Consider the following 26558-nt stretch of genomic DNA (forward strand, 5'->3'; position numbering starts at 1 on the left):
AATTAGCTTATTTTAAAGGCGTTTCGATTCTAACTTTTTCACCATCTCTAACTGATCTTGAACCACTTGTTATGACATATTGACCAGCTTTAAGTCCGTTTTTAATTTCAGTAAAACCATTGTAAGATTTACCGATTTCTACTTGAACTTTTTTGGCTTTACCTACATTATCCTTCTCTGGTTGAAATACATAAATAACTTGTTCTCCACTAGCCGTTTCCTGCATTATGCTTTCTTTAACTACAATCGTGTTTTTACGCCTATAATCGTTAATTTTAACTTTGGCCATTAAATTAGGCTTAATCACTTCTTTTCCTGACGGGATGCTTATTTTAATTGAAAACTTTCGGTTTGCAGGATTAATGTAATCTGAAATTTGAATAACCTGAGCTGAAAAAACTTCATTAACCGCTGTTAAACTCACCTCAACTGAAGTATTTAGGGATATTGCACTTAAATATTGCTCAGGAACTTCAGCACTGATGTACATTTCTTTTAAGTTAATTAATCTAAATACTGGAGACATTCCAGGACTTACAACTTCGCCTTGGTCGGTTAATTTTTGATCAATTTTACCTGCAAATGGCGCGCGAATTTTTGTTTTATTAAGCTGCTCTTGCAAACGTTTTACATTTTCTTGCATCGACTTAAAGGCGGTTTCGGCCTCAAGATATTGAATTTCTGAACCGATGTTTTGCTCCCACAATCTAGATTGTCGTTCAAATCGTGTTTTAGAGAGTTCTAGTTGTGTTTTAAGTTCTTGTAATTGGTCGCTTAAGCCACCATCATCAATCTTTGCTAATAATTGCCCTTTAGAAACTTGATCGCCTTCGCTGACGTAAATTTCTTCTAAAACTCCACTAAATTCGGGATAAATCAGAATATTCTCGTCGGTTTGAACGTCTCCTTGAACTTCAACATAATGATTAAAGGTAGTTGTATCTACCTGATTTACTTCAACTAAGCTATAAGAATTAGCTTCTTCAAAACTTTCAATCTTTTGGTTTAATTTTTCAATTGAAGCATTGAGTTGCCGCTGTTGAGTAGATAATTCTGTCCGCTTTTGGCGCATTAACTCAACATCGTTAGAGTTAATAACTTCTTCTACCGTTTGTTGCTTTTCATTGCAAGACGCGGTAATTAATAACAGACTTAAAAGACTTATGTTTATTAAATTTTTCATGGCTTTAATTAGATTGTAGAGGTGTGTTTTTAACTTTTTCGAGTTCGGCTTTTGTGTTAATTAGGTTAAGCATAGCCTGCAAATACTCATTTTGAGCTTGATAGAGTTGGGTTTGCGCTTGACGAAGTTCAAAACTTGAAGCTAAACCTTCTTTAAATTTGACTTCGTTTTTATGCTGAATTCGTTCGGCAAGGTTTAGGTTTTTTTGAGCAATGGTGTAATTTTCAACTGCAAAATCAAAGTCGCTTTGTGCTGCGTTTAAGTCTAATTGAATTTGATTAATGGTTTGTTTGCGTTGTAACTTTGCTTTTTCGAGCTCAATTTTGGCTTGTTGCGTTTGGGCATCACGCTTAAATGAACTAAAGATAGGCACATTTAAACTTACACCAATGGTTGCAAACTCGAACCAATCGGTACCGCTTTCAAAAAACTCAAATTGATTACCAAAACTTGTCGCGCCATAATTGGCAAAAGCAGACAAACTCGGTAAAGCCTGACTTTTTTGAAGTTTTAACTCTAAATCACGTTGTTCAACAAGGTTTTTAGCAATTTTATAATCAATTGTATTCTCAAAATTAAATTCTTGCGTTTCAGCTTGCAGCATGGCTTCTTTAGCAGCTAAATTTTCTAAAGTATCTTCTAGAATAACTTCAACTGAAACATCGATTCCTAGAACCATGTTTAGACTTTCCTTTGCGATGTTATACATACGCTCAGCATTTCTTAACTGACTTTTTAATTGCTGGCTTGTAATTTGCAGCTGCTCGACATCTTCTTCTTCAGCTAGACCGTTTTCATAAATTTGTCGTGTTTCATTTAAATTATCGAGCGCTTCATTCAGATTGTTTTGTGTAATTTCAATTGAATTTTTCGCTAAAAGCACATTTCCATAAGCTGTAATTACATTTTTTCGCACTTCAAATGCTGTTTTTTCTTTAGCATTAGCCGAATATTCTAAAAAGGTTTTGGCCGCTTGTAAAGCAACAATGTATGAGCCATCAAAAATAAGCTGATTAACAGTTCCTGTTGCTCGCATGTTGTGGCGTTGCCCAAATGTTACAGGTACAGTAGTTCCAGGCTCACCTCCAACAATTTCAGCTGGTAATGGCGTAACCGTTAGTTTTGGGTTGTTTTCGTAATTGACTTGACCGCTAATTTGAGGCAAACCATCGGCTGTTGTTTCCCACTTACGTTTAAGTGCAATAGCCACATCTTTTTGGGCATTGAGGTTAGCGTAAGCACTATCGGTTGCAAAGTTTATGGCTTCTTGAAGTGTGAAGTTATAAACTTTGGCTTCTTGTGAAAATGTGAGATTAACACATAACAAAAGAAGTAAAATTAAGGTTTGTTGTTTCATTTAGTGTGTGTTTAATAAAGCGTCGAGTCTGTTTTTCCCTTTTAGTGTAGTGATGCTTCTTAAGTGATAAATTAAAAATTCTTCATAAAGTTGTTTAGGATTTAGGTCTGTTGACTTGAAAAGGTCTTCGTTTTTTATATTCAACATACCTGAAATGTATGCGCGAACAACAAATACAATATTTAAATCGCCTCTATAAAACCCATCTTTCACACCTCGTTCCACATTTTCTGTGCAACATTTATCCATAGTACAGATATGAGAGTTTTTAAGTTTTTCGTGAATCTTAGGGTAATATTTCTGCAATTGAAATTGAGGTGAGGCTTTTTCATTTTTTAGCCTTCTCATGACCGTATTTTTTATTTCAATCATTTCTTGAATAGGATCAAAATTTTGAGCGATCACTTGATGTATTTCGTCATTAATTTGATTTTTAATGTGTTGAGCGACGGCTTCAACTAAATCAGATTTATTGTTATAGTGCTCATAAATGGTTTTTTTTGAGACACGCATTTCAGCGGCTAAATCGTCCATAGTTACACTCTTGAATCCATATTCAAGAAACATATCTGCAGCTTTATGTAAAATGTCTATTTTCATTTCGGTTGCAAATCTACGTCGGAAACTTTAAAAACAAAATAAGTTTCCATAGTTTTACAAAACCTTAACAATAAAAAAAAGAGACCTTAATAAGATCTCTTTTTTAAACTGCATTTATACCATTTAGGCATTAAATTAACTGGAATAAATCGCCCTTTTTCTCTTTTTATTTCACTTGAAAAATAGACCGTAGCTAAGGCTATGCTCGATTTTTAAAGTTCATAAAAAGCAAAAAATCATCAATTTCTTTCCCAGTAAATTCAAAACATAAATGGTATTAGTTAATTTTAAACGCTGCGATTCATTAAGAAATCTCCAAATTCGATTAAAATTTCTTTCTGTTGTTGTGGTATACCTATATCATCTAAAGATTTATAGGCTTTTTGGGTATAATTCTTAATTTCTTTCTTAACAAATTCAGTTGCGCCAGTAGAGTTATAAAGCGATTTTACAGTTTCAATTTTACTGTTAGGGTTTTTAGGACTTATACTAAATAAATGTTCTAATTGACCAGACGAATCGTTTTCAAGTGCTTTTAAGTATAAATAGGTTTTTTTATTTTCAATGATGTCACCGCCAACTTGTTTACCAAATTTTTCAGGATCTCCAAAAGCATCTAAGTAATCATCTTGTATTTGAAATGCGATTCCTAAATTTTTACCAAAATCATAAATCAAATCCTGCGTATGCTTGTTTTGATTAGCAACTATGGCACCCATTTGTAGTGCTGCCCCAACTAAAACGGCTGTTTTAAACTCAATCATTTTTAAGTACTCTTCTATACTAACGTCATCGCGTTGCTCAAAATCAATGTCATATTGCTGACCTTCGCAAACTTCTATAGCTGTTTTACTAAACAATTTTGCAAGTGGTTTAAATTGCTCGTCAGGATAATGCTCAAACAATTGGTAAGCTAGAATTAGCATAGCATCACCAGACAAAATGCCGGTATTCAAATCCCATTTTTCGTGAACTGTTTTTTGCCCACGCCTTAATGGCGCATCGTCCATAATATCATCGTGAACTAAAGAAAAATTATGAAACATCTCTACGGCTAAAGCAGCATACATCGCTTGTTTATGTTGACCAGAAAAAATTTCGGCGCTCATCATGACCAAAATTGGCCGCATACGTTTACCGCCTAAATTTAAAATATAATCGATGGGCTTGTAGAGCTGCTCAGGAGTTTCATTGATGTCATAAGATTTTAAAAAATCTAGGAAATCAGATTTATATTGCGCTAGGGAATCCATAAAATTGATTTTGAGCGAAAATAAACTTTTTAGAAAATTCAAAAGATGCTATTTAGAAAATAATAAGGTTTCAAAATAAAATACTCTAAAATTTGAAGTATAAAATTCTCGTTTTAAAAAGATAAATTAACTATAGTTATTTAGCAAATAAAAAATTCGTAAAAACAAATCAACCTAGGTTACCTCAATTGAAATAAAAATAATAAAACACTATAATTTTATAGATATCTCAAATTATTGCAAAAATTATGATTTTACCAAATCAAGAAAGCTTCAAAATGAAATCATAAAAACCCTTAAAAAAATCGTAGTTTGGTTATAAATTGTAATTTTGTATTACAAATACAATTGTATATCCACATATGGACCAATTTTCTTTTCTAAATGCGGTGCACCCGCAACAAATCGCTGAACTTTACGATCAATATTTAAAATATCCAGATGCTGTTGAGCCGAGTTGGAGAGCATTTTTTCAAGGTTTTGATTTTGGGAAAAGCGACTCAAATGAAGTTCAAGAAGTTACATTAAGAGATGCTGAAACCAATGAAAAAACTCAGGTAAAAATTCCTGACAATGTTCAGAAAGAGTTTCAAGTCATTAATTTAATTGATGGTTATCGTCATCGCGGACATTTATTTACGAAGACCAATCCCGTTAGAGAAAGACGCGATTATCAACCAAAATTAACGCTTGAAAATTTCGGCTTATCTAAAGACGATTTAGATACTGAATTTGAAGCAGGTGAAGTTATTGGCATTGGTAAAGCTAAGCTAAAGCAAATCATAGATTTTTTAGAAAATGTTTTTTGCGACTCGATTGGTGTAGAATATGCCTACATTAGAAAGCCAGAAGAGATAGACTGGATTCAACATAAAATTTACGCCAATCAAAATCAACCTAAATATTCTACTGAGCAGAAGAAAAATATTTTAAAAAAGCTTAACGAAGCAGTTGTTTTTGAAAGCTTCTTACACAAAAACTTTGTGGGTCAAAAGCGCTTCTCACTTGAAGGTAATGAAACTTTAATTCCTGCACTTGACGCTTTAATAGAAGGCGCAGCAAACCAAGGTGTAGAAGAATTTGTCATGGGCATGGCTCATCGTGGCCGTTTAAACACGCTCGCAAATATTTTTGGCAAAAGTCCAAAAGACATTTATAATGAATTTCAAGGAAAAGATTACGAAGTTGATGGCTTTGATGGTGATGTAAAATACCATTTAGGTTGGACATCAAAACGTAAAACCGATTCTGGTAAAGAAATTAATTTAAACATCGCGCCCAATCCTTCGCATCTTGAAACAGTAGGTGCTGTTGTTCAAGGAATTGCCCGAGCAAAACAAGACGACCACCATTTAGGTGAAGAACAAAAAGTTTTACCAATTGTTGTGCATGGTGATGCCGCAATTTCTGCGCAAGGCATTGCCTATGAAATTGTACAAATGGCACAACTTGATGGTTACAAAACTGGCGGAACTATTCATATTGTAGTGAATAATCAAATTGGTTTTACCACAAACTATACTGACGGTCGCTCATCTACCTATTGTACTGATGTCGGAAAAGTTACTTTATCCCCTGTATTACATGTTAATGCTGATGATGCTGAAGCCGTAGTTCATGCTATGGATTTTGCATTAGCTTACCGGATGAAATTTGGCCGAGATGTTTTTATTGACTTATTAGGCTACAGAAAATATGGCCATAATGAAGGTGACGAACCTCGTTTTACACAGCCTAAACTATATAAAGCTATAGGAAAACACGATAATCCACGTGATATATACGCCAAACAATTATTAGACACTAATATAATTGACCAATCCTATTTAGACAAAATAGAAAACAACTATAAATCTAAATTAGAAGAAGACTACGAGACTTCTAAAAAAGAAGAAAATAGTGTTGTAACTAAAATACTTCAAGAAGAATGGGATGGCTTTGAAAATGGCGATAAAAAAGACATGCTAGAAGGAATTGATACAACATTTAATTTAAAGGAACTTGACCAATTAGCCGAAAAATTAACTAGCTTACCGAAAGATAAAAAATTTCTACGCAAAGTAGATCGCTTGATTAAGTCACGTCACAAAATGTATTTTGAAGACAATAAACTTGATTGGGCAATGGGCGAATTATTAGCTTATGCTACTCTACTCAAAGAAAATCATGATGTTAGAATTACCGGTCAGGATGTTGAGCGTGGTACATTTTCTCACCGTCATGCCGTTATTAAAGTTGAAGAAAGTGAAGAAGAATATGTACCTCACAACCACTTAGATAAAGATGCAGCAAATTTTTATATTTATAATTCACTTTTATCTGAATATGCGGTTGTCGGTTTTGATTATGGTTATGCCATGGCAAGTCCGCAAACTTTAACTATTTGGGAAGCACAATTTGGTGACTTTAGTAATGGTGCTCAAATTATGATTGACCAATACATTTCAGCCGCTGAAGATAAATGGAAAACCCAAAACGGACTCGTGATGTTATTACCTCATGGCTATGAAGGCCAAGGTTCTGAACATTCATCTGGACGTATGGAACGCTACCTTCAACTATGTGCTAAAGACAATATGTATATTGCCAACTGCACAACTCCAGCCAATTTTTATCATTTGTTAAGAAGACAAATGAAACTGAAATTCAGAAAACCCTTAATCGTCTTTACACCAAAAAGTTTATTACGTCACCCAAAGGTCAATTCAACTAAAGAAGAGTTAGCAGAAGGGAAATTTCAACCAATAATAGATGATACAGAAGTGAAGGCAAAAGATGTAACTTCAGTTGTGTTAAGCTCAGGTAAATTTTACTACGACTTATTAAAACACCGAGAAGAAAACAACATTAAACATGTGGCATTAATTCGTTTAGAACAACTTTTCCCACTTCCACAAGAAGAAATCGAATCAATTTTAAAGAAATATAATAAAGCAAACGACATTGTTTGGGCACAAGAAGAACCAAGAAACATGGGTGCTTATAGTCACTTATTGCTTCAATACCCAAAAGCGAGAGAATTTAGAGTTTGCAGTAGACGTTTTTATAGTTCACCAGCAGCTGGTAGCCCAGCTAGATCAAAAACACGTCACCAAGAAGTTATCGATTATGTGTTTGATGCTTCAAAAGACAATTGTATATTAGATTATAAAAATTAATAATAAGATTACGAAATATTTAGATTATGGCTTTAGAAATGAAAGTCCCTTCACCGGGCGAGTCAATTAGCGAAGTTGAAATCGCAGAATGGTTAGTCCAGGATGGCGACTACGTTGAAAAAGATCAAGCAGTTGCTGAAGTAGATTCAGATAAAGCAACTTTAGAATTACCAGCTGAAGCAAGCGGTGTAATAACCTTAAAGGCTGAAGAAGGCGATGTCGTTGAAGTTGGCGAAGTAGTTTGCCTTATCGACACCGAAGCCCAAAAACCTGATAGTGACGACAGTGCTTCAGATAAAACTTCAGACAACAAAGCATCTGAACAAAAAACTGATAAACAAGAAAAGGCAAGCAACACTTCTACTGAAGACAATTCAAAAAAAGAAGATAGCCAAGAAAAAACTTACGCATCTGGAAGTCCTTCACCTGCAGCTAAGAAAACTTTAGCTGAAAAAGATATCGATCCAAAAGATGTTAAAGGAACAGGCCGTGATGGAAGAATCACTAAAGAAGACGCCATGAAAGCTGAAGGTAAACCATCTATGGGAACACCTGGAAATGGCTCAAGAGCTGAAAGCCGAAGTAAATTATCGATGTTAAGGCGTAAAGTGGCCGAGCGTTTAGTAAGTGCTAAAAATGAAACAGCCATGTTAACAACCTTTAATGAGGTTGACATGAAACCAATTTTTGACTTACGTGCTCAATATAAAGAAGACTTTAAAGCAAAACATGGTGTTAGCCTTGGCTTTATGTCATTTTTTACTTTAGCCGTTGTGCGAGCTTTAGACCAATTCCCTTCCGTAAACAGCATGATTGATGGCAAAGAAATGATCACCTATGATTATAAAGACGTAAGTATTGCCGTTTCAGGCCCAAAAGGTTTAATGGTGCCTGTGATTAGAAATGCAGAAAACCTTAGCTTTAGAGGTGTTGAACAAGAAGTAAAACGCTTAGCGACCCGCGCAAGAGATGGTAAAATAACCGTTGACGAAATGACTGGCGGTACGTTTACCATTTCAAACGGTGGTGTATTTGGTTCTATGCTTTCAACACCAATTATTAACCCACCGCAAAGTGGAATTTTAGGTATGCACAACATCATTGAACGTCCAGTGGCTATTGATGGTGAAGTGGTTATTAGACCTATGATGTATGTCGCCTTATCTTACGATCACCGAATAATTGATGGGCGTGAATCAGTTGGTTTCTTAGTCGCCATAAAAGAAGCGCTTGAAGACCCAAGCAATTTATTGATGTATGGCGACATCAAAAAAGCACTTGAACTTTAAATAAATTCTAATCTTATTAATCAAAAGCTGTTAATTAACTTTAGCAGCTTTTTTTATGAATTTTTATAAACTTAAGCTAATTTAAAATAAGTAATTTAGTTCAATAATTTAGTATTTTGACTCAAGAACATATCGTTATAATAGGAAATGGCATCGCTGGCGTAACTGCCGCAAGACATATTAGAAAATTGTCTGATAAAAAAGTGACCATCATCTCTTCTGAAAGTGAGTACTTTTTTTCAAGAACAGCCTTAATGTATGTTTATATGGGTCATATGAAGTGGCAACACTTAAAACCTTATGAAGATCATTTTTGGAGAAAAAACAACTTCAACTTAGTGCAAGACCACGTCATTGATATCTTTCCAGAGCAGCATCAAATAGAACTTCGGTCAAAACGCAAGATACACTTTGATCAATTAATAATTGCTACAGGTTCGAAACCCAACAAATTCGGTTGGCCTGGCGAAAATGCAAACGGTGTTCAAGGTTTATACTCTAAGCAAGATTTAGAATTACTTGAAAAAAATGCACCTGATAATAAAACTTGCCGACGTGCAGTGATCGTTGGTGGCGGACTCATTGGAGTTGAACTTGCCGAAATGCTTCACACAAGAAAAATTCCTGTAACATTTTTAGTGCGTGAGTCAAACTTCTGGAACAATGTCTTACCAGATGAAGAAGCCAAAATGCTTAATAAACACATTAAATCTCATGGCATAGACTTACGCTTAAATACCAATTTAGAAAAAATTTTAGTTGATGAAAATAACCGTGTTTACGCTGTAAAAGTAAAAGAATCCGACGAAATTATTAATTGTGACCTTGTGGGTTTAACCGCTGGCGTTTCTCCTAATATTGAGTTTGTTAAAGATTCTAAGATAGAAACCAACCGTGGAATTTTAGTTAATAGATATTTACAAACTAATTATAAACACATTTATGCCATTGGTGATTGTGCAGAACAACGTGAAAATATTGGCTATCGAAAACCTATTGAAGCTGTATGGTACACTGGCAGAATGATGGGTGAAACTGTTGCTCAGACAATTTGTGGAAAACCAATGCACTATAATCCAGGCCATTGGTTTAATTCGGCTAAGTTTTTTGATATTGAATACCAAACTTATGGTTGGGTCTTTAATCAACCTAAAGAAGGTCATGAACATTTTTTTTGGAAGCATCCAGAAAAAGATATTTGTATTCATATTAACTACGAAAAAAGAAGCCGAAAATTTATTGGGTTTAACACATTTGGAATAAGAATGCGGCATGTGTTTTTTAACCAATGTTTAGACGCTTCAGCTACCGTTGATGACGTAGTTAAACATCTTCATTTAGCTAATTTTGACCCAGAGCTTTATAAAACCTACGAAAAATCGATTCAGCAAGCTTTTAAAACACAACAAATATGAGTACTAGTGCAAATATTTCAGCTACTGCTTCAGCAGACAATTTAAACGCTCAGCAAAAAATAGCCTTGTTTATTGGCTTTTCAGGTCTTTTTATTTTGGTATTAGCTGTATTTAAAATTGTTGTCGTTAATCAATTAGTCGCCTTACTTTCGTCGCTAATTTTTATAAGTATTGGTATTATTTGGTATGCCAAATCAACCTATAAAGGTCAATCGCCAGGTGTAAAGAACAATTTTATTTACGTCAGCAATTTAACAAACCGTGGTTTTTGGGCATATTTATTGGGCTTAAGTTTAACCGGATTTTATATTATACTCTATTTTTATCCTGAAATTTTAGGACTTGTTAAAAACGGACAAAACACAAGACTTATCGCTTTATTTGATCCTTTAAGCCGTGTGTTAAGTGGTAATCCGGCTAGCCAATGGTTTGTATATGGCACACTTTACACCATTGCTATTTTAACTTTTGGAATTAAAGCTTTGCTTAAATATCGTCATAATTCTTATCAAAAAGTAAGAACTCTTTCGGTGATATTTTTTCAGTTGAGTTTTGCCTTTATAATTCCTGAGCTAATGGCAAGACTTAATACCAATAACTTCAGTTTACCCTATTATGATTTGAAAAATATTTGGCCTTTAAACTATTATAACTTTGAGCAATATCGGGTTGATCAATTTATAAATGCAGGCTCAATTGGTCTTGCTTTACTTATTTTCGGAATCATTTCAATCTTTATTATCACGCCAATTTTAACCTTCAAATACGGCAAACGTTGGTATTGCTCTTGGGTTTGCGGTTGTGGTGGTCTGGCTGAAACAGCAGGTGATTCTTTTCGGCATTTAAGCAATAAGTCAATCAATGCGTGGCGTTTTGAGCGCTGGCTCATACACTTAGTTACCGTATTTATTACGCTTGCGACAATTGCTGTAGTCTACTCCTATTTAGGAGATGATTCCTCTAAATATTGGTTAACCCGATCTACATTTTTAATCGCTGTGATGAGTATTTTAAGTCTCGTTTTTGCTTTAATCATGATTTTTAAGCGAAACGCTTTACAAAAAGATGCCATATATGCTGCAATTGCTTTTTTTATAATCATCGGCTCATTAATAAGCATGCATTTTATTGATGGCTACCAACAGCAATTGTTTTTATTTGAAGCTGAAACATTGAGAAGTAGTTATGGTTTTTTAATCGGAAGTATTTTTTCTGGTGTTATTGGGACTGGTTTTTATCCTATTTTCGGTAATCGGGTTTGGTGTCGTTTCGGATGCCCAATGGCTGCAATTTTAGGACTACAACAGCGATTATTTTCTAAATTTAGAATCACAACTAATGGTGGGCAATGTATTTCTTGTGGCAATTGTTCTACTTACTGTGAAATGGGTATCGACGTTAGGGCTTATGCTCAAAAAGGAGAAAACATTGTCAGGTCATCTTGTGTAGGCTGTGGCATCTGTGCTAATGTATGTCCAAGAGGTGTTTTAAAGCTTGAAAATGATAATTTAGATCATCGCATTAATTCAGAAGACATCTTGTTAGGCAATGATGTAGATTTAAAAGACTTTCTAAAAAAATCTTAAACTGTACCTAAGACATATAGTTGCTCTAAAGTTGGTGATTTACTTCCACCTTCAGGTTCAAGTGTTACACCAAAAGCTTCAGTTTCTGGTAGATTGCTGATTTCAAAAATTTTATCTTGATCGCTATTAAACTGATCTAAAACAGCAATACTTGTTGGTGTTAACGGATCAAGTTTTAAAGACCAAACTTGGTAAACCATGCCTTTTGGTGGTTTAGGTAAACCCGCTAAATCGAGATAAACCTTGTTGTTTTTTTTATCTAAAAAAGCTTTTGCATAAGCATCTGGAGCAACTGGCTCGTTTCCAGGCAAACTATAAGCGGTAACATCTTTATCTCTTACAACTTCTAAAGTTGACTCATAATTAGCAATGACGCGCTCTTTTTGATTAAGCTGTTCTTCTAAAGTATCAAGATTAGCATTACTTACTTGAACTTCAGTTTCAAGGTTAGAATTAAGGTTGAAAAGCCACAAAATGCCACCTAAAAGTAACAAACTAGCAGCCCAACCTATGACGCCGAAAACTGAAAGTGAGCGAGAGGTCCTAGGTGCTTCATCAACTTCAGTTGAACCTATTGCTTTTAAAACAGATGATTTTAACTGTGGAGAAGCTGCTGGTGATATTTCAGTTGAAAGTTCCATCAAAATTAATTCAATATCTTCAACTTCAACTCTAATTTCAGGATACTTATTAATCAAACTAGAAATCTGTTCATTTTCATGTTTATCTAAAACACCATAAACATAAAGTTCTAATAATCCAGATGTAATGTAGTCTTGTGGTTTCATAGCTAATTAGTCTTCTAATGAAGTTCGTAAAGTATTTAAGCAAGCTCTGTTTCTTGACTTGACAGTTCCTAAAGGAATGTCTAAACTTTCTGAAGTTTCTTTCTGTGAAAAACCTTGGAAGTATAATAATTGAATTAATTTTATACACATTGGCTTCAACTTTTTGACAAACTTTTTAATCCCGATGCTTTCTGAAGCTTTATCTAAATCAGTATCGTCTTGTAAGAAAAAAGCAAAGGTTTCAATATCATGATTTTTAGAAGTATTTTTAAAAGCTTTAGACCTTACACGATCAATGGCCGAATTACGGGCAATATTAAGTAACCAAGTAAAGAAACGCCCTTTAGATTTATTGTAAGTTTGTGCTTTGTTCCAAACTTTTACAAATACATCTTGCATGACTTCTTCAGCTATATTTTGATCTTTTACTATGGTCATAATTACGCCTAAAATATTTTCAGAATAAAGGTCATAAAGCTTAGCAAAGGCTTTTTCATCTTTATTCTGCAATCGTTCAATAAGGAAGTCGGGTTGCATTTTAGTAATTTTTTTTAAATCTATTAAAAAATATACTAAAGCGCTTCAATTTTAAAAAAAAGTTGCGGCTATTAAAGCCGCAACCCAAAACAACACTATCACTCATAACACTCACGAATAAAACAATTAAAAACAAAAATCAACCTATGAGCCTTGTTGTTTTAAAATTATCAACCAACTTTATTTTATATACGAAAAAAATTAGCCTACGGTTTAAATACTCAACAGAACCGCTGTTAAATGAAGTTAAAACCACACAGAAATTATTTAATAGATTAATTTTGCACCGCAAATTAGTTAGAAAAAAATGATTCAAGAGAAGCCTATACGTGTTATTATTCCAGCATTTAATGAAGAAGCTTCTATTGGATTAGTGATTGATGATATACCGAGCGATATCACTGAAATTATTGTGGTAAGCAACCGGTCAACAGACCAAACTGAAGCTGTGGCAAAGCAACATGGCGCGACGGTTTTAAACGAACCGAGACGAGGCTACGGTTACGCCTGTTTAAAAGGCTTAAACTATCTTGAGCGCTTAAATGACTCTACAAGTATTGTTGTTTTTCTAGATGGTGACTATAGTGATTTTCCAGAAGAAATGCCTCAACTTTTAAAACCAATAGAAACTGGCGACTACGATTTTGTAATTGGCGCTAGAGCTTCATCCTTACGTGAAAAAGGATCTATGACATTTCCACAAATATTTGGTAACTGGTTAGCAACTAATCTTATGCGTTTGTTTTATGGTGCTAAGTACACAGATTTAGGACCGTTTAGAGCCATTAAATATGAAAAACTCAAGGCTTTAAATATGGAAGATAAAACCTATGGCTGGACAGTCGAAATGCAATTAAAAGCTCTAAAACACAAACTCAAGTATACTGAAGTCAAAGTAAATTACCGTAATAGAATAGGCGATTCTAAAGTCTCAGGAACAATTAAAGGCGCTATATTTGCAGGCGTTAAAATAATTGGTTGGATTTTTAAATATGCTATTAAATAAAATTGTTAGCTTTACTATAATTGCAATATACAGCTTTGCACTCCTGCAAATATTTATTTATAGTATCGCACAATTACAACTATTAGTCAGTTACGTTAAAAATCGGCATAAACAACCAAAGACAAGAGCATACAAAACCTGGCCACAAGTCACTATACAACTACCAATATATAATGAGGCTTATGTTGTTGAACGACTTATCAATAATATCATAAACTTAGATTACCCAAAACATTTGCTTGAAATACAAGTATTAGATGACTCTACAGATACTTCAGTTTATACGACAAGTAAACTTATTAATCAATATAAAACCCAAGGTTTTGATATTAAGCACCACAAAAGAAAATCACGAACGGGATTCAAGGCAGGTGCTTTAAAAGAAGGTTTAGAAGTTGCAAAAGGCGAATTTATAGCTGTGTTTGATGCCGACTTTTTACCTAAAGAAGACTGGCTTAAAATAACATTACCTCATTTTTATCATGGCCAAGTTGGTGTTGTGCAAACCCGTTGGGGACATCTCAACCGAAATACTAATTTACTCACTAAAATACAGGCTTTTGCTTTAGACTTTCATTTTACGATAGAACAAGTCGGAAGAAACCAAGCTAAACATTTTATCAATTTTAATGGTACTGCTGGTATTTGGCGGAAATCTTGTATTTATGATGCCGGGAATTGGCAAGGCGATACGCTAACTGAAGATTTAGATTTAAGTTATCGCGCTCAATTAAAAGACTGGAAGTTTGTTTATTTAAAAGATGTTGTTACACCAGCCGAACTTCCAGCTATTATGAGTGCTGCAAGATCTCAGCAATTTAGATGGAACAAAGGTGCAGCCGAAAACTTCAGCAAAAACTTTTTTAATGTTTTAAAAAGTTCAAACACTTCGCTAGGTTCAAAATTTCATAGCTTTTATCACTTATTGAACAGCAGTTTATTTCTATTAATTTTATTAATCGCTGTACTTAGTATTCCGATACTATACATCAAATCTTTTTTTCCAGAACTCAAGTTGATTTTTTATGCTTTAAGCGTGTTTGGTATTAGTAGCCTTTTCTTTTTAATTGCTTATTGGTACAGTTTTAAAGAGCTTTATGGTAAAAGCATTTACAGTTTTTTTAAATTTCTAGGGCTTTTTATTTTATTTTTTTCGGTGGCTATGGGTTTATCTTTACATAATAGTATCGCCGTCTTAGAAGGGCATTTCAAAAAGAAATCAGCTTTTATAAGAACACCTAAACTCAATAATATACTTCAAGGAAACACTTATGTTACAAGACCGATTAATTGGGTGAATTTTGTAGAGTTATTCTTATTTTTATACTTTGCCTTTGGAGTTTATAGTGCTTTTAAAGTTGATGATTTTGGTTTAATTATTTTTCATTTGATGCTATTTGTTGGTTTTGGATTTGTATTTTACAAGTCTGTCTTATCTAAATATTAGAATAGTTGAAGTTGCTCAACTCACATATTTACAGCCTATTGTTAAAAGTGTTGTTACACCTATTATTCTTGTCAGGAATTATTTTCTTAAACCAAACCGAACGTCATGAGCATTTTCAGTTAATCGGTATATACTTAAGTGCATTTACATTGCTATTTATTTTGATTAAATATCAAAAAAGCAGTTTTTTTGAATTAATTATTTTAAGCTTAGCCTCTCGCCTATTACTTTGGGACTATTTCCCAGCCTTGTCTCAAGATTTCTACAGATTTATTTGGGATGGTATGCTCAACGCAAAAGGCTTTAATGTTTATGTCAATTTACCTCAAACACTCTGGGAGAATTTTAGTATTGAACACAACCAATTTACTGAAACACTATATCGTAAAATGGGGAAATTAAGTGCTCACAATTACACTAATTATCCGCCATTTGCACAACTTATTTACACCTTACTTTATAAAATTTGTGGAGAAAATATTACAACTTACATCTACGGTTTACGCATAGTTAATTGGCTCGCTGAAATAGGTATTTTTTGGTTCATGTGGCAATTGATGAGGCACTTCAAAATCAATTTAAAATCTATTTTTTGGTTAATTTTAAACCCATTAATTTTATTAGAACTAACAGGAAACCTTCATTTTGAAGCCGTTATGCTATGCTTCTTTCTTGGGTTTTTATACTTCTTTTTAGTCAAAAAACGCTATTACTTATCAATACTTCTATTGTCACTTTCTATTGTTTCAAAACTATTACCCTTAATTATTTTACCGCTTATTTTAAGCTATCGCTATCATAAGAATTTGCGTATATCAATTTTAAAAGGTTTATTTCTTTGCAGCCAAACGCTTATTTTAAGTTTAATTAGCTACCTTTATTTTGTTGACCAGCAACTAATTAGCAGTTATAGTGAAAGCCTAGGTCTTTGGTTTTCTACATTTGAATTTAATGCCTCTATATATTATGTACTCAGAGAAATAGGTTATTGGATGGTTGGTTATAATGCTATTGCATTTATCGGAAAGTTACTTGCGGCAGTAATCTTTTTTACTGTGATGTGTATTAGTTTTTGGAAATATAAACAAAATAAAGCTGAAGAATTTCTCAAGAAAATGAGTGTAATTTTTTTAATTTATTTTTTGTTAGCTACGACCGTACATCCTTGGTATTTAATACTTCCACTTTCTTTGGGTATCATCAATAGGAATTTTTTAACCAAACAACTACTGTTGATTTGGAGTGCTACGATTATATTGAGTTATATCAGCTATAAAACTGAAATAGTAAAAGAACCAACAATAATACTAATTGTAGAATACAGTTTAATATATCTAATAATATTAAAGTATTTATTTCTTAGGCTTAGAAAGAGACTTAACACCAGCTACAGCGCCAACACCAAGACCTAGTAACAAAAAAGTATTGATGGGTAGCGGAACATCATCTGTGTTAGAGCCTGAACCATCTTCTGTGCCATCTGGTGGCGGTGGTGGTGTTGTTCCACCGCCTGGTTGAGCTTGAACAACATTTGTTGAAACTAAACCAAGGATTATTAAAATTAAATAAAACTTTTTCATAAATTGGATGTCATCTAGATTAATGCAAATATATAAATAAAATTTTAATCATTAAATTTGAAAATAAAAAATGAAATACTTTCTCTATCTACTTTTTATACTAACTACCAGTTATGCAAGCGCTCAGATACAAATTTCAGTTCAACTTACCGATAATAAACATGTGGAAGTTGATGGTAACAAAACTTCAATAAAAGATTTAACTCAAGTTATCAAGGCTTTTATAAAATCGCAAGATGAAAATGAATTAGTCAGTGCAAATATTGAAGTCGACAATACTTCAACAGATAGTTTAATTGAAGTTGTTAAAAATGAGTTTAAAAAAACTGAAGTCGATATCTTAAATATTCAGCGTTCTTCTATCTCTAATTTTTCGTCTAACTCTCCTGTGACTAAAGCCATGATTACACAATACAATACGCTTGTAAAAACCTGGAAAAACACGCCAGAAGCTAATCGTTACTACAGGGAAATTGAACTTGATTTTGTAAAAAATATGTATAAAAAAATGACCTTTAAACAACAGGTTAATGCAGAAAAATTACCTGGTTTTTTACCTATTTTTAATCAGAAGCCCAACACAAAACCTATTGAACAATTTAAGTTTGAGCAATGGATTTTTGACGAAAGTTTCCTTATTAAAATAAATGGTCAAGCTATTTCTAAAAAAGAATTACAAGCCTATCAAGCTTCTGATTTTGATGCTTTTTACATTGAAAGACGCATTATTAATGAAGAAAAAAAATCAATTATTAACCTTATAAAACCTTAAGTAATGGCCATTTTCTTCATTAAAAATGAAGCATTCATATTTTGGCAAACGCCAGGTTTTAGTTGATAATCAAAATTAAGTTCATCGTCTAAAATTTCAGCGTCGAAATGATAGTTAAACAAGCTTGTATTTTCTTCAGCTAAATCGCATAAGCTAATATCGTGAGTTGCTATAATACCAACACTTGAGGTTTGGTTTAACTTCTGAATAAATTTCTGAGAACCTTCAGCTTTATCTTTAGAATTAGTACCCTTTAAGATTTCATCTAAAATAATAAAGTAAGCTTGGTCTTTTATTGTATCGATAATAAATTTCAATCGAGATAATTCGGCATAAAAATAAGAAGATTCATCTTGAAGAGAATCGGCTGTTCGCATACTTGTAATTACCGGAATGGGTTTGTAAATAGCATGGCTAGCACTTACTGGCAAGCCTAAATTAGACATAACAATTTGTAAACCAACAGTTCTTAAAAAGGTGCTTTTACCTGCCATATTTGCTCCTGTAACAATCCAAAAATGATGGTTATGAAGCTCAAAACTATTGGTAACTGCTTCATTTTTTGGTATTAAAGGATGAACAGCGTCTTTAGATTTTAAAATAGTATGACCTGTTTCTGTTAATTGTGGGTAAGTATAATGAGGATGATTATAAGCAAAGTTAGCTAAGCTATTATAAGCGTCAAAATTGCTAATACTTGTTAACCACTGCTCTACCTTATAGCCATGACTTTTTATCCAGCCTTCTAATTTATAACCGTAACGTAAGTCCCACAATAAAAACGCATTTAAAACAACGCCTAACAACATATTATTTCGCTGTTCAAAACCATCAACCATTTTATTAAATTGACCTATTAAGTCTGAAACATTTTGCTGCTCTGATGCTACATTAGATTGAAAATGCTTCAGTAAATCTGCATTAAAACTTTCGTTTTCAATTAAATGTACCACATTTTGCTGGTTGGCAAAATAAGTTTGAATTTGATTGATTTGAGATGAAAATGCGCTGACCTTTTTTACGTAAAGACCTGTAATAACTAAACCAATTAATGCCCACAAACCAAACTGACTCAACTTTATGTAATCTAAGAAATAAGCTGCTGTAACTAGAATTGAAAGCACTGCAAATACATTTGGTAACCATCGCATCAATTTTGGAATAAATGCTGTATGATTTTTAAAAAAATTAACAATCGCATGGTTTGAAACCTCTTGTTGAACTGCATCAGCTTCTGCCGTGAATTGTTGCCTAAATTCAATTTTTTTTGCTAGATCTTTAATGGCCGCTTGTTTTTCAGAAATATCACAATAGTCATTACTTAAAATTAAGTCTGCCAATTTACTTTCACCTTCATTGGTTGCTGTTCGGTTTATAAATTGAAAAAAACTGCGATCACCAAACATATCTAAATCGGCACTAAAAACATGCTGATCATCTTTGTAAACTTCACCATTTTTAAACATTGAAACATCGCCGTTAAGCGCTTTTAATTCATTTTCATTAATTGTAATTAAGCGCTTAACAATGGTTTTTTTATGCTTTATATTTTGATGCCTTGAAACCAATACCACAAAAGCAATAATACTTAACAATAAGGTCGCTACCATAAATTTTACTTCACCCCAAAACCAAAATAAGGCGGCGATTGTCAGCAAAAAGACAGCAATACGAATAAGGCTAGATTGTAATAGCTTTTTATTTAAATGACGCTGTGTCTTTAAATGCTGATTTATATGGTTTTTGTAGATATTCATAGGTTTAAATATTTTTTCAAAAATAGCCGAATTGAAAAGGTTTTACTTATTTTTATTGTATAAATCTAAAAGTTTGGATGAATATAAAACCTACTTAAGTTTACTAAAAGAAAAATCTCAAGTCAATGACGCTGAAATCAAAGCCTTGATTGAAGAGTATAAAGCAACTGAAAGGTTTAGTATTGCTTCAAAAACCTTATTCTATATCCTCAACCTCAACACACAGCATTATGAATTCATCAATAAACATGCATATAATTTAACAGGTGTAAATCCAGAAGATTTTAAGGAGAATGGAACCAAAATATTACCAGAAATTATCTATTATTCAGACTATAAATTATTGGTCAACCAAGTGTTTCCAAAATTGCAAAACTGTTTTTTAGAACTTAATGAAGCGCAGCAAAAAAGCGCTGTGTTTGAACTTTACTATAGATTTATAAATAAAGTTTCAAACAGTCTAGAACCTGTTGTTGAATACAGCTCTTATGCAGCTTTCGATAAAAGCTTCAAACCTAAAATTTCAACTGGAATTATATTAAAATCTAGCCATAAATACCAAGGTGTAAGAGGAATTTTACGTGCTAAGAAAGATGGTGAGATGAAAGATTTATGCGACCATAGAACTTCTTTAGAAAAAGAGCAATTAAGTAAACGTCAAATTGAAATTATTGAGCTAGTATGTCAAGGCTACACAAAATCTGAAGTTGCCGATAAATTACACCTTGCCAAAGGCACCATTCACTCTCACGTTAAAAACATTTACCATAAATTAAACCTCAAAAATCAAGCTGAATTATTTCAATTTAAAGATAATTACCTCTAAAAATTACCACTATTGTGGTATTGTATGTGAAGCCCAATACGCTTAGATTTGATAAATATTACCAATTTATTATTTAATAATCGGGTGTAAATTTCATGAGGGCTAATTATTTACACCCGATTTAAATATGTGTATTATGAATAAACTGAGCTATTTATTATTTGCTTTATTAGGTGTAAGCTGCCAAACAGAATCTCAAAACTATTGGTCAAGATATCATGACGAACCAGTAAAAACAGAGACTATACGTTCAACTACAAAAGACTTTGAACCAACAAATCAATTTCAAACCAAAGTCTCCTATTACCCCAATGGTTTAATTAAAAGTGAATTCAGTCAAGATCAATATCGAGAAACGAGTCGATATTTTATTTATAAAAGCGACACTTTACATTCTATACTTAGCAAAATTAAGTCTAATGACATGGTTAACTATGAATTAGAAGAAGTCTTGGCCACGTATAAAAATATTTTCCCGTTAAAAACCAATTATCTGAAGGAATACAATCCTTACACTGGAGAAAATAAAGCCAAACTTAATACTAGAACCTACTCTTATACTAAAGACAATAGTATTAAGCAAATCCTTACAACTGAAGACCAAGATAATGACAAGTACTTTACAGATTATAAAATAAACTATAAGAAAGGTCATATTTCTTCTTCTAAATTTAAAATGTACAAAACAAGACATTCAGCAGATACAGTTGTAGAATTTGAAGAAGTCTCTGATTATAAATACATCAAACAATCTAAAGCTGGTCCAAAAAACTACATCCGAATAACACAAAATGACACTTTTTACCTTAATAGTGACTACACATTATTTCCTAAACAAGTGCTCAAAAATCCAGAAGTCAATTACATCAAATTAGAAGGTATCCTAAGCTATTATCTAGACGATTTACATAACAAAGCTATTTCTGAAGAAACCTATTCTATCGTTAATAACAAGATTAAAAAATTAAATACCAATAATGATTCGAGCCTTATAAGTCCTCGTGCCTTAAAATCTCAAAACTGGTTTATACAACGATTTTACACAAACTATATCGATTGGCTTATTGAAGAGAATAACTTCTCGAAATTTTACAGTGTTTTTGATGATGTTAATGAGCAATCACGATTTTTTGATGCAAAAGACTTAGATCAACTTAGATTTACAGCCTTCTCTGTTGCTAGAAAGGATAACAGATACAACTTAGCTAAAACCTATTTTGAGCCTATTTACAAGGAGACTACAAAAAAAGAAAAACTAAGATTTGAAGATATGTACGTCATAGCTCTAATGGCCCAAACCAAAGCTAATTTAGATGAAAAAAATGAGGCAATAGGAGATTTAAATATCATTAAAAGCTTTAAGAAAGAACAATCATCATTAGTAGAAGATTATAAACGAGAACTTGATTTATTAATTGCAGGAATTCAATATGAACTCGGTAACATAAAGTTGGCTAAAGCCATTGTAACTGATAATATTGAGTATTATTCACCAAAAGAAGGTGAAGATGAGTTTAGCATTAATTATGAAGCCTTAATGAAAAATGAAAGGCTACTTGAAAAAATAAACAATCAATAATTCTCTTTCAACAGCTCGCGCTTCTTCTTAGGCAACTTACTTACTACTAAATCGTAACTATGATTAATCAAATGCTTGATGAGACGGTCAGTTAAAGATGTGTCTTGAATTTTAACCGTGTTCCAATGTTTTTTATGCATGTGATAACCTGGTAACACATGCTCTGGATATTTAGCTCTTAACTCTTGTGCATATTCTGGATCACACTTTACATTCACAGAAAAGTCTTCTTGCTCCCACTTTTTAAGTGAAGCTAAAGCAAACATTTTACCCATCACTTTAAATACTAATGTATCTTCATCGAATGGAAATTCTTCTGTTGAAGATGCCTTTGCCAAGCAAAACAATCTTAATTCTTCTATATTCATTATAAACCAAATATAAAAAAACCTGCCAATTAAGGCAGGTTTCACACACTAGAAAATCATGGTTATTAAGATTTTAGTAATTATATAAACAATAAGCACTGATACAACTAATCGTGTTTCTTTAGACCATAATTTATGTTTCCACATTAAATAAACTCCTAACGGAAACAATAAAATTAAGAATACAGCTATTACTGTTGGCTGGCGTAACCACTTTTTTTTAGAATTATAGTATGCTTTTAAATATTCTCGATTCATAAAATCATTAAACATATAAATTTATGACTTTATCTTTTAAAAGAATAGGGGAAACCGTATGTCTCCCCTATTTTTAAAGACCAACAAAACAAATACAAAATACTGTTGAACAGTAATTTATAGCCTTAAAAATCAATTTTAAAGACTATCATCAACATATGATGATTTAAGCTATTTTCCCGTATTTTTCGTCTATTTTTAAAGTTTGAAATTTATATTTATTACTAACTAGAATCCATAAAATCTTAAATTTTAAGCTAATTGTATGAAGTTATTTTTTTAAAAAGCTCTTGAGCTTGGAACGAAAAGCTCTTGAGCTTGGAACGAAAAGCTCTTGAGCTTGGAACGAAAAGCTCTTGAGCTTGGAACGAAAAGCTCTTGAGCTTGGAACGAAAAGCTCTTGAGCTTGGAACGAAAAGCTCTTGAGCTTGGAACGAAAAGCTCTTGAGCTTGGAACGAAAAGCTCTTGAGCTTGGAACGAAAAAACGCCTTGCTTATGCAAGGCGTTTAACAATTGGCTAGGTAGAAAACCTACGAATTTGGATGAAGTTAGTTAATCCTCTACTTAACGCTTAATAAAGCGTTTAGTGATTCTAGTATTGTTTTTAGTCGTGATTTGTATAAAGTAATTTCCTGCAGCTAAATCTGAAACATCTATTTGTATCGGTGCTACACTACCTGATAATTCTAGCTGTTTGACTTTTTGACCTAGCATGTTGTATAGACTTACCGCTTTTACGTCTGCATTAGCATTACTTGTTAAGGTTACTTGATGCGTAGCAGGGTTTGGGTAGAGCTTAATCGCTAATTGTGCTTCCGTTGGATTATCTATAGATAAGCTTTCACACTCTGCTCCCCAATTAGGTTCAAAGCTCTCTTCTAATGGAGAGTTGGTAGAAAAACTACTTGGTTCAGATGGAATTTGTTCTACGCACCAATTGGATATATTTTGATTAAATACAACTGCCCCAAAAAACATAAAACTCATATCTGTCACATTGGAAACATTCCAATTATTTAAAGATTGATTAAAAGCATCAGCTCCACTAAACATATTTCGCATATTAGTGACACTAGACACATCCCAATTATTTAAAGGTTGATTAAAAGAAGTAGCCTGTTTAAACATACCTTCCATATTATTAACAGCAGAAACATCCCATTGGTCTAATGGCTGATTAAATGAAGAGGCGATTATAAACATACCTTCCATATTTGTTACGTTTTCTGTATTCCAGTCGTTAAGTTGTTTATTAAATGTGACAGCCTGATTAAACATCTGATACATATCTGTTACATTTGAGACATCCCAGTTATTTAAGGATTGATTAAATGCATCAGCAAAAGCAAACATCTGATTCATATTAGTGACACTAGAGACATCCCAATTATTTAAAGTTTGATTGAAAGACCCTGCACTTCTAAACATACGACTCATATCTGTTACATTAGACACATCCCAATTGTCTAAAGACTGATTGAAGGCTTCAGCACTAGCAAACATCTGTTTCATAACTGTAACACTTGAAACATCCCAATTATTCAAAGGTTGATTAAAACTTGATGCACTAGCAAAAGTTGAAAACATATTTACTACGTTAGATACGTCCCAATTATTAAGTGGGTTGTTGAAGCTAGAAGCACCTCTAAACATATCAGCCATAGTAACTAGATTGCTAGTATTCCAAAGGGAGATATCTTGATTAAAAGAGCTGGCGCCAATAAAGGCACTTTGCATATTGTTAACATTAGAAACATCCCAATGTGAAATATCTTGATTGAAAGTATCTTTTCCACTAAATAAAGAAGCCATACTTGTAATTCCACTGGTACAAGTGAGTGCAATTTCTGGGTCTTGTTGATTGTTTGCTATGATTGCATCTAGCTGTGCTCTTGTTCGTTTGGTAAAGGTTTTCTCTTCACCATTTATGGTTAATGTGCCTGTGTCTCCAAAATCAGCATCTGGACACATACATGTTACTCCATTTTCGGCTATGTAAAAATCTGGATTAGTGGTGCCAACCACATTAACGGTTCGTGTGACTGTTTCAGCGGCATTTCCACTAGAATCAGTGACATCATAGCTCAAGGTGTAAGTCCCAACTACATCTGTATCGACACTGCCGGTGACGATGATATTAGCTGTTAAATCGCCATCAGCATTATCACTTGCCGTTGCGCCTGCATCGGTATAGGTTGTGCTGACTTCAATGGTCACTGGATTATCACCAAGTAAACTAATGACTGGAATAGTCGTATCGACCACATTTACGATTCGTGTGACGGTTTCAGCGGCATTTCCGCTTGAGTCAGTTACATCGTAGCTTAAGGTATAAGTCCCAACCACATCAGCATCGACATTGCCGGTGATGATGATATCAGCTGTTAAGTCGCCGTCAGTATTATCACTTGCCGTTGCGCCTGCATCGGTATAGGTGGTGCCGACTTCAATGGTCACAGGATTATCACCGAGTAAAGTAATCACTGGAATAGTCGTATCGACTACATTAACTGTTCGTGTGACCGTTTCAGCAGCATTTCCACTTGAGTCTGTGACATCATAGCTTAAGGTATAAGTCCCAACTACATCTGTATCAACACTTCCGGTAACGATGATGTCATCTGTTAAGTCGCCATCCGTGTTATCACTTGCCGTTGCACCTGCATCGGTATAGGTGGTGCCGACTTCAATGGTTACTGGATTTTCTCCGAGTAAGGTAATAACTGGAGTAGTGGTACCCGCATTACTACATTCTGCGCCCCAATCTGGGTAATATTCTGGAATCATTGAAGACCCACTCGCAAATGAAGTTGGAAAGTCTGTGATTAACTCTACACACCAATTGCTTAGGTCTTGGCTAAAATTAGTGGCATTAGTAAACATAGCATTCATTTCCGTCACACTAGACACATCCCAATTATCTAAAGGTTGATTAAAGGCATTAGCATCTACAAACATAACTGACAAATTAGTGACACTAGACACATCCCAATTATTTAAAGGTTGATTAAAGGCATCTGCACCATAAAACATACCTCTCATATTGGTTACATTAGACACATCCCAATTGTTTAAGGGTTGATTAAAGGCAATAGCACCAGGAAACATATTACTCATATTGGTTACATTAGAGACATCCCAATTGTTTAAGGGTTGATTAAAGACATCTGCACTATAAATCATATCACTCATATTGGTTACATTAGACACATCCCAATTGTTTAAGGGTTGATTAAAGGCATTAGCATAATAAAACATTCGATACATATTCGTCACATTAGAGACATCCCAATGTGATAAATCTTGATTGAAATTAGACTTACTATTAAATGCGTTGGACAAATCTGTAATACCACTCGTACAAGTTAAAGCAATTTCGGGGTCTTGAGGGTTAACATCAATATAAGCGTACAACAAGTTCCTAGAACGCTTTGTAAATGTTTTCTCTACACCATTAATGGTTAAGGTGCCTGTGTCGCCAAAGTCAGCATCGGGACACATACAGGTTACGCCGTTTTCGGCTAAATAAAAATCTGGGTTAGATTGACTAAACCCAAGGCTGAATAATGTTAGGCTTAGTAAACAACTTAGTAGGTAATTGTAATTCATAAAACTAAATTTTTTGTAAACTTAATTACCCAACTTTAAATTTTGTCAAAAAAATAGGGGAAACCGTATGTCTCCCCTATTTTTTAATTTTTCAAGATCTATACAAGTTGTTGTTTATAAACAAGTTAGGCTAAACATTTAACTTCTATTTATTTCTTTAATTTTTGACTTAGTTTGTGTATTATTGCG

General features: G+C 33.4%; 20 protein-coding genes. 10 read left to right on the plus strand and 10 right to left on the minus strand.

Annotated elements, in window-relative coordinates:
* Window positions 1-7: 7 nt before the first annotated feature.
* From BUB82_RS10500 to BUB82_RS10515, 4 genes are all read right to left on the minus strand, one after another.
* Window positions 8-1183: an efflux RND transporter periplasmic adaptor subunit gene (locus BUB82_RS10500; protein WP_073193578.1), complete on the minus strand. Its 1176-nt coding sequence runs from the start codon at window positions 1181-1183 to the stop codon at window positions 8-10.
* Between the two features lie 4 nt (window positions 1184-1187).
* Window positions 1188-2540: a TolC family protein gene (locus tag BUB82_RS10505; protein ID WP_073193579.1), complete on the minus strand. Its 1353-nt coding sequence runs from the start codon at window positions 2538-2540 to the stop codon at window positions 1188-1190.
* A complete protein-coding gene (locus BUB82_RS10510; RefSeq protein ID WP_073193580.1) occupies window positions 2541-3140 on the minus strand; it encodes a TetR/AcrR family transcriptional regulator in 600 nt (199 codons plus the stop codon).
* A 287-nt stretch (window positions 3141-3427) separates the two neighbouring features.
* On the minus strand, window positions 3428-4393 hold the full coding sequence (locus BUB82_RS10515; RefSeq protein WP_073193581.1) for a polyprenyl synthetase family protein: 966 nt from the start codon (window positions 4391-4393) through the stop codon (window positions 3428-3430).
* A gap of 362 nt (window positions 4394-4755) precedes the next feature.
* Between BUB82_RS10515 and BUB82_RS10520 the strand changes: the two genes are divergently transcribed.
* From BUB82_RS10520 to BUB82_RS10535, 4 genes are all read left to right on the plus strand, one after another.
* A complete protein-coding gene (locus tag BUB82_RS10520) occupies window positions 4756-7551 on the plus strand; it encodes a 2-oxoglutarate dehydrogenase E1 component (protein WP_073193582.1) in 2796 nt (931 codons plus the stop codon).
* A gap of 26 nt (window positions 7552-7577) precedes the next feature.
* Window positions 7578-8840: a 2-oxoglutarate dehydrogenase complex dihydrolipoyllysine-residue succinyltransferase gene (odhB, locus tag BUB82_RS10525; protein WP_073193583.1), complete on the plus strand. Its 1263-nt coding sequence runs from the start codon at window positions 7578-7580 to the stop codon at window positions 8838-8840.
* A 116-nt stretch (window positions 8841-8956) separates the two neighbouring features.
* Window positions 8957-10255: an NAD(P)/FAD-dependent oxidoreductase gene (locus tag BUB82_RS10530; protein ID WP_073193584.1), complete on the plus strand. Its 1299-nt coding sequence runs from the start codon at window positions 8957-8959 to the stop codon at window positions 10253-10255.
* Window positions 10252-11841, plus strand: coding sequence for a 4Fe-4S binding protein (locus BUB82_RS10535; RefSeq protein ID WP_073193585.1), 1590 nt, complete (start codon window positions 10252-10254; stop codon window positions 11839-11841). The genes BUB82_RS10530 and BUB82_RS10535 overlap by 4 nt, the downstream gene beginning before the upstream one ends.
* On the opposite strand, the gene BUB82_RS10540 is transcribed toward BUB82_RS10535, so the two are convergent.
* Together BUB82_RS10540 and BUB82_RS10545 are read right to left on the minus strand one after the other, a co-directional pair.
* Entirely contained in the window at window positions 11838-12629 is a 792-nt protein-coding gene (locus BUB82_RS10540; protein WP_073193586.1) for an anti-sigma factor, read from the minus strand. The two genes, BUB82_RS10535 and BUB82_RS10540, sit on opposite strands and share 4 nt — an antisense overlap.
* 6 nt (window positions 12630-12635) lie before the next feature.
* A complete protein-coding gene (locus BUB82_RS10545) occupies window positions 12636-13166 on the minus strand; it encodes an RNA polymerase sigma factor (protein WP_073193587.1) in 531 nt (176 codons plus the stop codon).
* Window positions 13167-13473: 307 nt separating this feature from the next.
* On the opposite strand from BUB82_RS10545, the gene BUB82_RS10555 reads away from it, so the two are divergent.
* Genes BUB82_RS10555 through mptB form a run of 3 tightly spaced genes read left to right on the plus strand, consistent with a single transcriptional unit; the run spans window position 13474 to window position 17031 of the window.
* On the plus strand, window positions 13474-14172 hold the full coding sequence (locus BUB82_RS10555) for a glycosyltransferase family 2 protein (RefSeq protein ID WP_073193589.1): 699 nt from the start codon (window positions 13474-13476) through the stop codon (window positions 14170-14172).
* Window positions 14159-15619: a cellulose synthase family protein gene (locus BUB82_RS10560; protein ID WP_073193615.1), complete on the plus strand. Its 1461-nt coding sequence runs from the start codon at window positions 14159-14161 to the stop codon at window positions 15617-15619. Before BUB82_RS10555 ends, BUB82_RS10560 begins: the two co-directional genes overlap by 14 nt.
* 50 nt (window positions 15620-15669) lie before the next feature.
* Window positions 15670-17031, plus strand: a complete 1362-nt coding sequence (gene mptB / locus BUB82_RS10565) for a polyprenol phosphomannose-dependent alpha 1,6 mannosyltransferase MptB (protein ID WP_143185679.1) — start codon at window positions 15670-15672, stop codon at window positions 17029-17031.
* Here the strand turns inward: mptB and BUB82_RS10570 are convergent.
* Window positions 16972-17199 (minus strand): hypothetical protein, encoded by a 228-nt coding sequence (locus tag BUB82_RS10570; RefSeq protein WP_073193590.1) that lies wholly within the window; start codon window positions 17197-17199, stop codon window positions 16972-16974. The two genes, mptB and BUB82_RS10570, sit on opposite strands and share 60 nt — an antisense overlap.
* A 70-nt stretch (window positions 17200-17269) precedes the next feature.
* On the opposite strand from BUB82_RS10570, the gene BUB82_RS10575 reads away from it, so the two are divergent.
* Complete coding sequence (locus tag BUB82_RS10575) at window positions 17270-17971, plus strand: hypothetical protein (RefSeq protein WP_073193591.1); 702 nt, start codon at window positions 17270-17272, stop codon at window positions 17969-17971.
* Here BUB82_RS10575 and BUB82_RS10580 read toward each other — a convergent pair.
* The gene (locus BUB82_RS10580) at window positions 17968-19728 is read right to left on the minus strand and encodes a MutS-related protein (protein WP_073193592.1); all 1761 of its coding nucleotides are present in this window, start codon (window positions 19726-19728) and stop codon (window positions 17968-17970) included. The genes BUB82_RS10575 and BUB82_RS10580 overlap by 4 nt on opposite strands.
* 73 nt (window positions 19729-19801) lie before the next feature.
* Between BUB82_RS10580 and BUB82_RS10585 the strand changes: the two genes are divergently transcribed.
* Together BUB82_RS10585 and BUB82_RS10590 are read left to right on the plus strand one after the other, a co-directional pair.
* The gene (locus BUB82_RS10585) at window positions 19802-20554 is read left to right on the plus strand and encodes a response regulator transcription factor (protein ID WP_073193593.1); all 753 of its coding nucleotides are present in this window, start codon (window positions 19802-19804) and stop codon (window positions 20552-20554) included.
* Window positions 20555-20690: 136 nt separating this feature from the next.
* Entirely contained in the window at window positions 20691-22133 is a 1443-nt protein-coding gene (locus BUB82_RS10590) for a hypothetical protein (protein ID WP_073193594.1), read from the plus strand.
* On the opposite strand, the gene BUB82_RS10595 is transcribed toward BUB82_RS10590, so the two are convergent.
* The gene (locus BUB82_RS10595) at window positions 22127-22501 is read right to left on the minus strand and encodes an MmcQ/YjbR family DNA-binding protein (protein WP_073193595.1); all 375 of its coding nucleotides are present in this window, start codon (window positions 22499-22501) and stop codon (window positions 22127-22129) included. The genes BUB82_RS10590 and BUB82_RS10595 overlap by 7 nt on opposite strands.
* Window positions 22502-23324: 823 nt before the next feature.
* A complete protein-coding gene (locus BUB82_RS10605; protein WP_073193597.1) occupies window positions 23325-26369 on the minus strand; it encodes a BspA family leucine-rich repeat surface protein in 3045 nt (1014 codons plus the stop codon).
* Window positions 26370-26558 lie beyond the last annotated feature (189 nt).

The sequence above is a fragment of the Psychroflexus salarius genome (assembly GCF_900129035.1).
Lineage (GTDB): Bacteria > Bacteroidota > Bacteroidia > Flavobacteriales > Flavobacteriaceae > Psychroflexus > Psychroflexus salarius.

Bases quoted from the DNA above. Each gene is read 5' to 3' on its own strand.
- BUB82_RS10510 (WP_073193580.1), bottom strand. From the start codon at position 3,140: ATGAAAATAGACATTTTACATAAAGCTGCAGATATGTTTCTTGAATAT.
- BUB82_RS10580 (WP_073193592.1), bottom strand. From the start codon at position 19,728: ATGAATATCTACAAAAACCATATAAATCAGCATTTAAAGACACAGCGT.
- BUB82_RS10535 (WP_073193585.1), top strand. From the start codon at position 10,252: ATGAGTACTAGTGCAAATATTTCAGCTACTGCTTCAGCAGACAATTTA.
- BUB82_RS10605 (WP_073193597.1), bottom strand. From the start codon at position 26,369: ATGAATTACAATTACCTACTAAGTTGTTTACTAAGCCTAACATTATTC.
- BUB82_RS10540 (WP_073193586.1), bottom strand. From the start codon at position 12,629: ATGAAACCACAAGACTACATTACATCTGGATTATTAGAACTTTATGTT.
- BUB82_RS10575 (WP_073193591.1), top strand. From the start codon at position 17,270: ATGAAATACTTTCTCTATCTACTTTTTATACTAACTACCAGTTATGCA.
- BUB82_RS10520 (WP_073193582.1), top strand. From the start codon at position 4,756: ATGGACCAATTTTCTTTTCTAAATGCGGTGCACCCGCAACAAATCGCT.
- BUB82_RS10560 (WP_073193615.1), top strand. From the start codon at position 14,159: ATGCTATTAAATAAAATTGTTAGCTTTACTATAATTGCAATATACAGC.
- odhB (WP_073193583.1), top strand. From the start codon at position 7,578: ATGGCTTTAGAAATGAAAGTCCCTTCACCGGGCGAGTCAATTAGCGAA.
- BUB82_RS10515 (WP_073193581.1), bottom strand. From the start codon at position 4,393: ATGGATTCCCTAGCGCAATATAAATCTGATTTCCTAGATTTTTTAAAA.
- BUB82_RS10590 (WP_073193594.1), top strand. From the start codon at position 20,691: ATGAATAAACTGAGCTATTTATTATTTGCTTTATTAGGTGTAAGCTGC.
- BUB82_RS10595 (WP_073193595.1), bottom strand. From the start codon at position 22,501: ATGAATATAGAAGAATTAAGATTGTTTTGCTTGGCAAAGGCATCTTCA.
- BUB82_RS10505 (WP_073193579.1), bottom strand. From the start codon at position 2,540: ATGAAACAACAAACCTTAATTTTACTTCTTTTGTTATGTGTTAATCTC.
- BUB82_RS10500 (WP_073193578.1), bottom strand. From the start codon at position 1,183: ATGAAAAATTTAATAAACATAAGTCTTTTAAGTCTGTTATTAATTACC.
- BUB82_RS10545 (WP_073193587.1), bottom strand. From the start codon at position 13,166: ATGCAACCCGACTTCCTTATTGAACGATTGCAGAATAAAGATGAAAAA.
- BUB82_RS10570 (WP_073193590.1), bottom strand. From the start codon at position 17,199: ATGAAAAAGTTTTATTTAATTTTAATAATCCTTGGTTTAGTTTCAACA.
- BUB82_RS10555 (WP_073193589.1), top strand. From the start codon at position 13,474: ATGATTCAAGAGAAGCCTATACGTGTTATTATTCCAGCATTTAATGAA.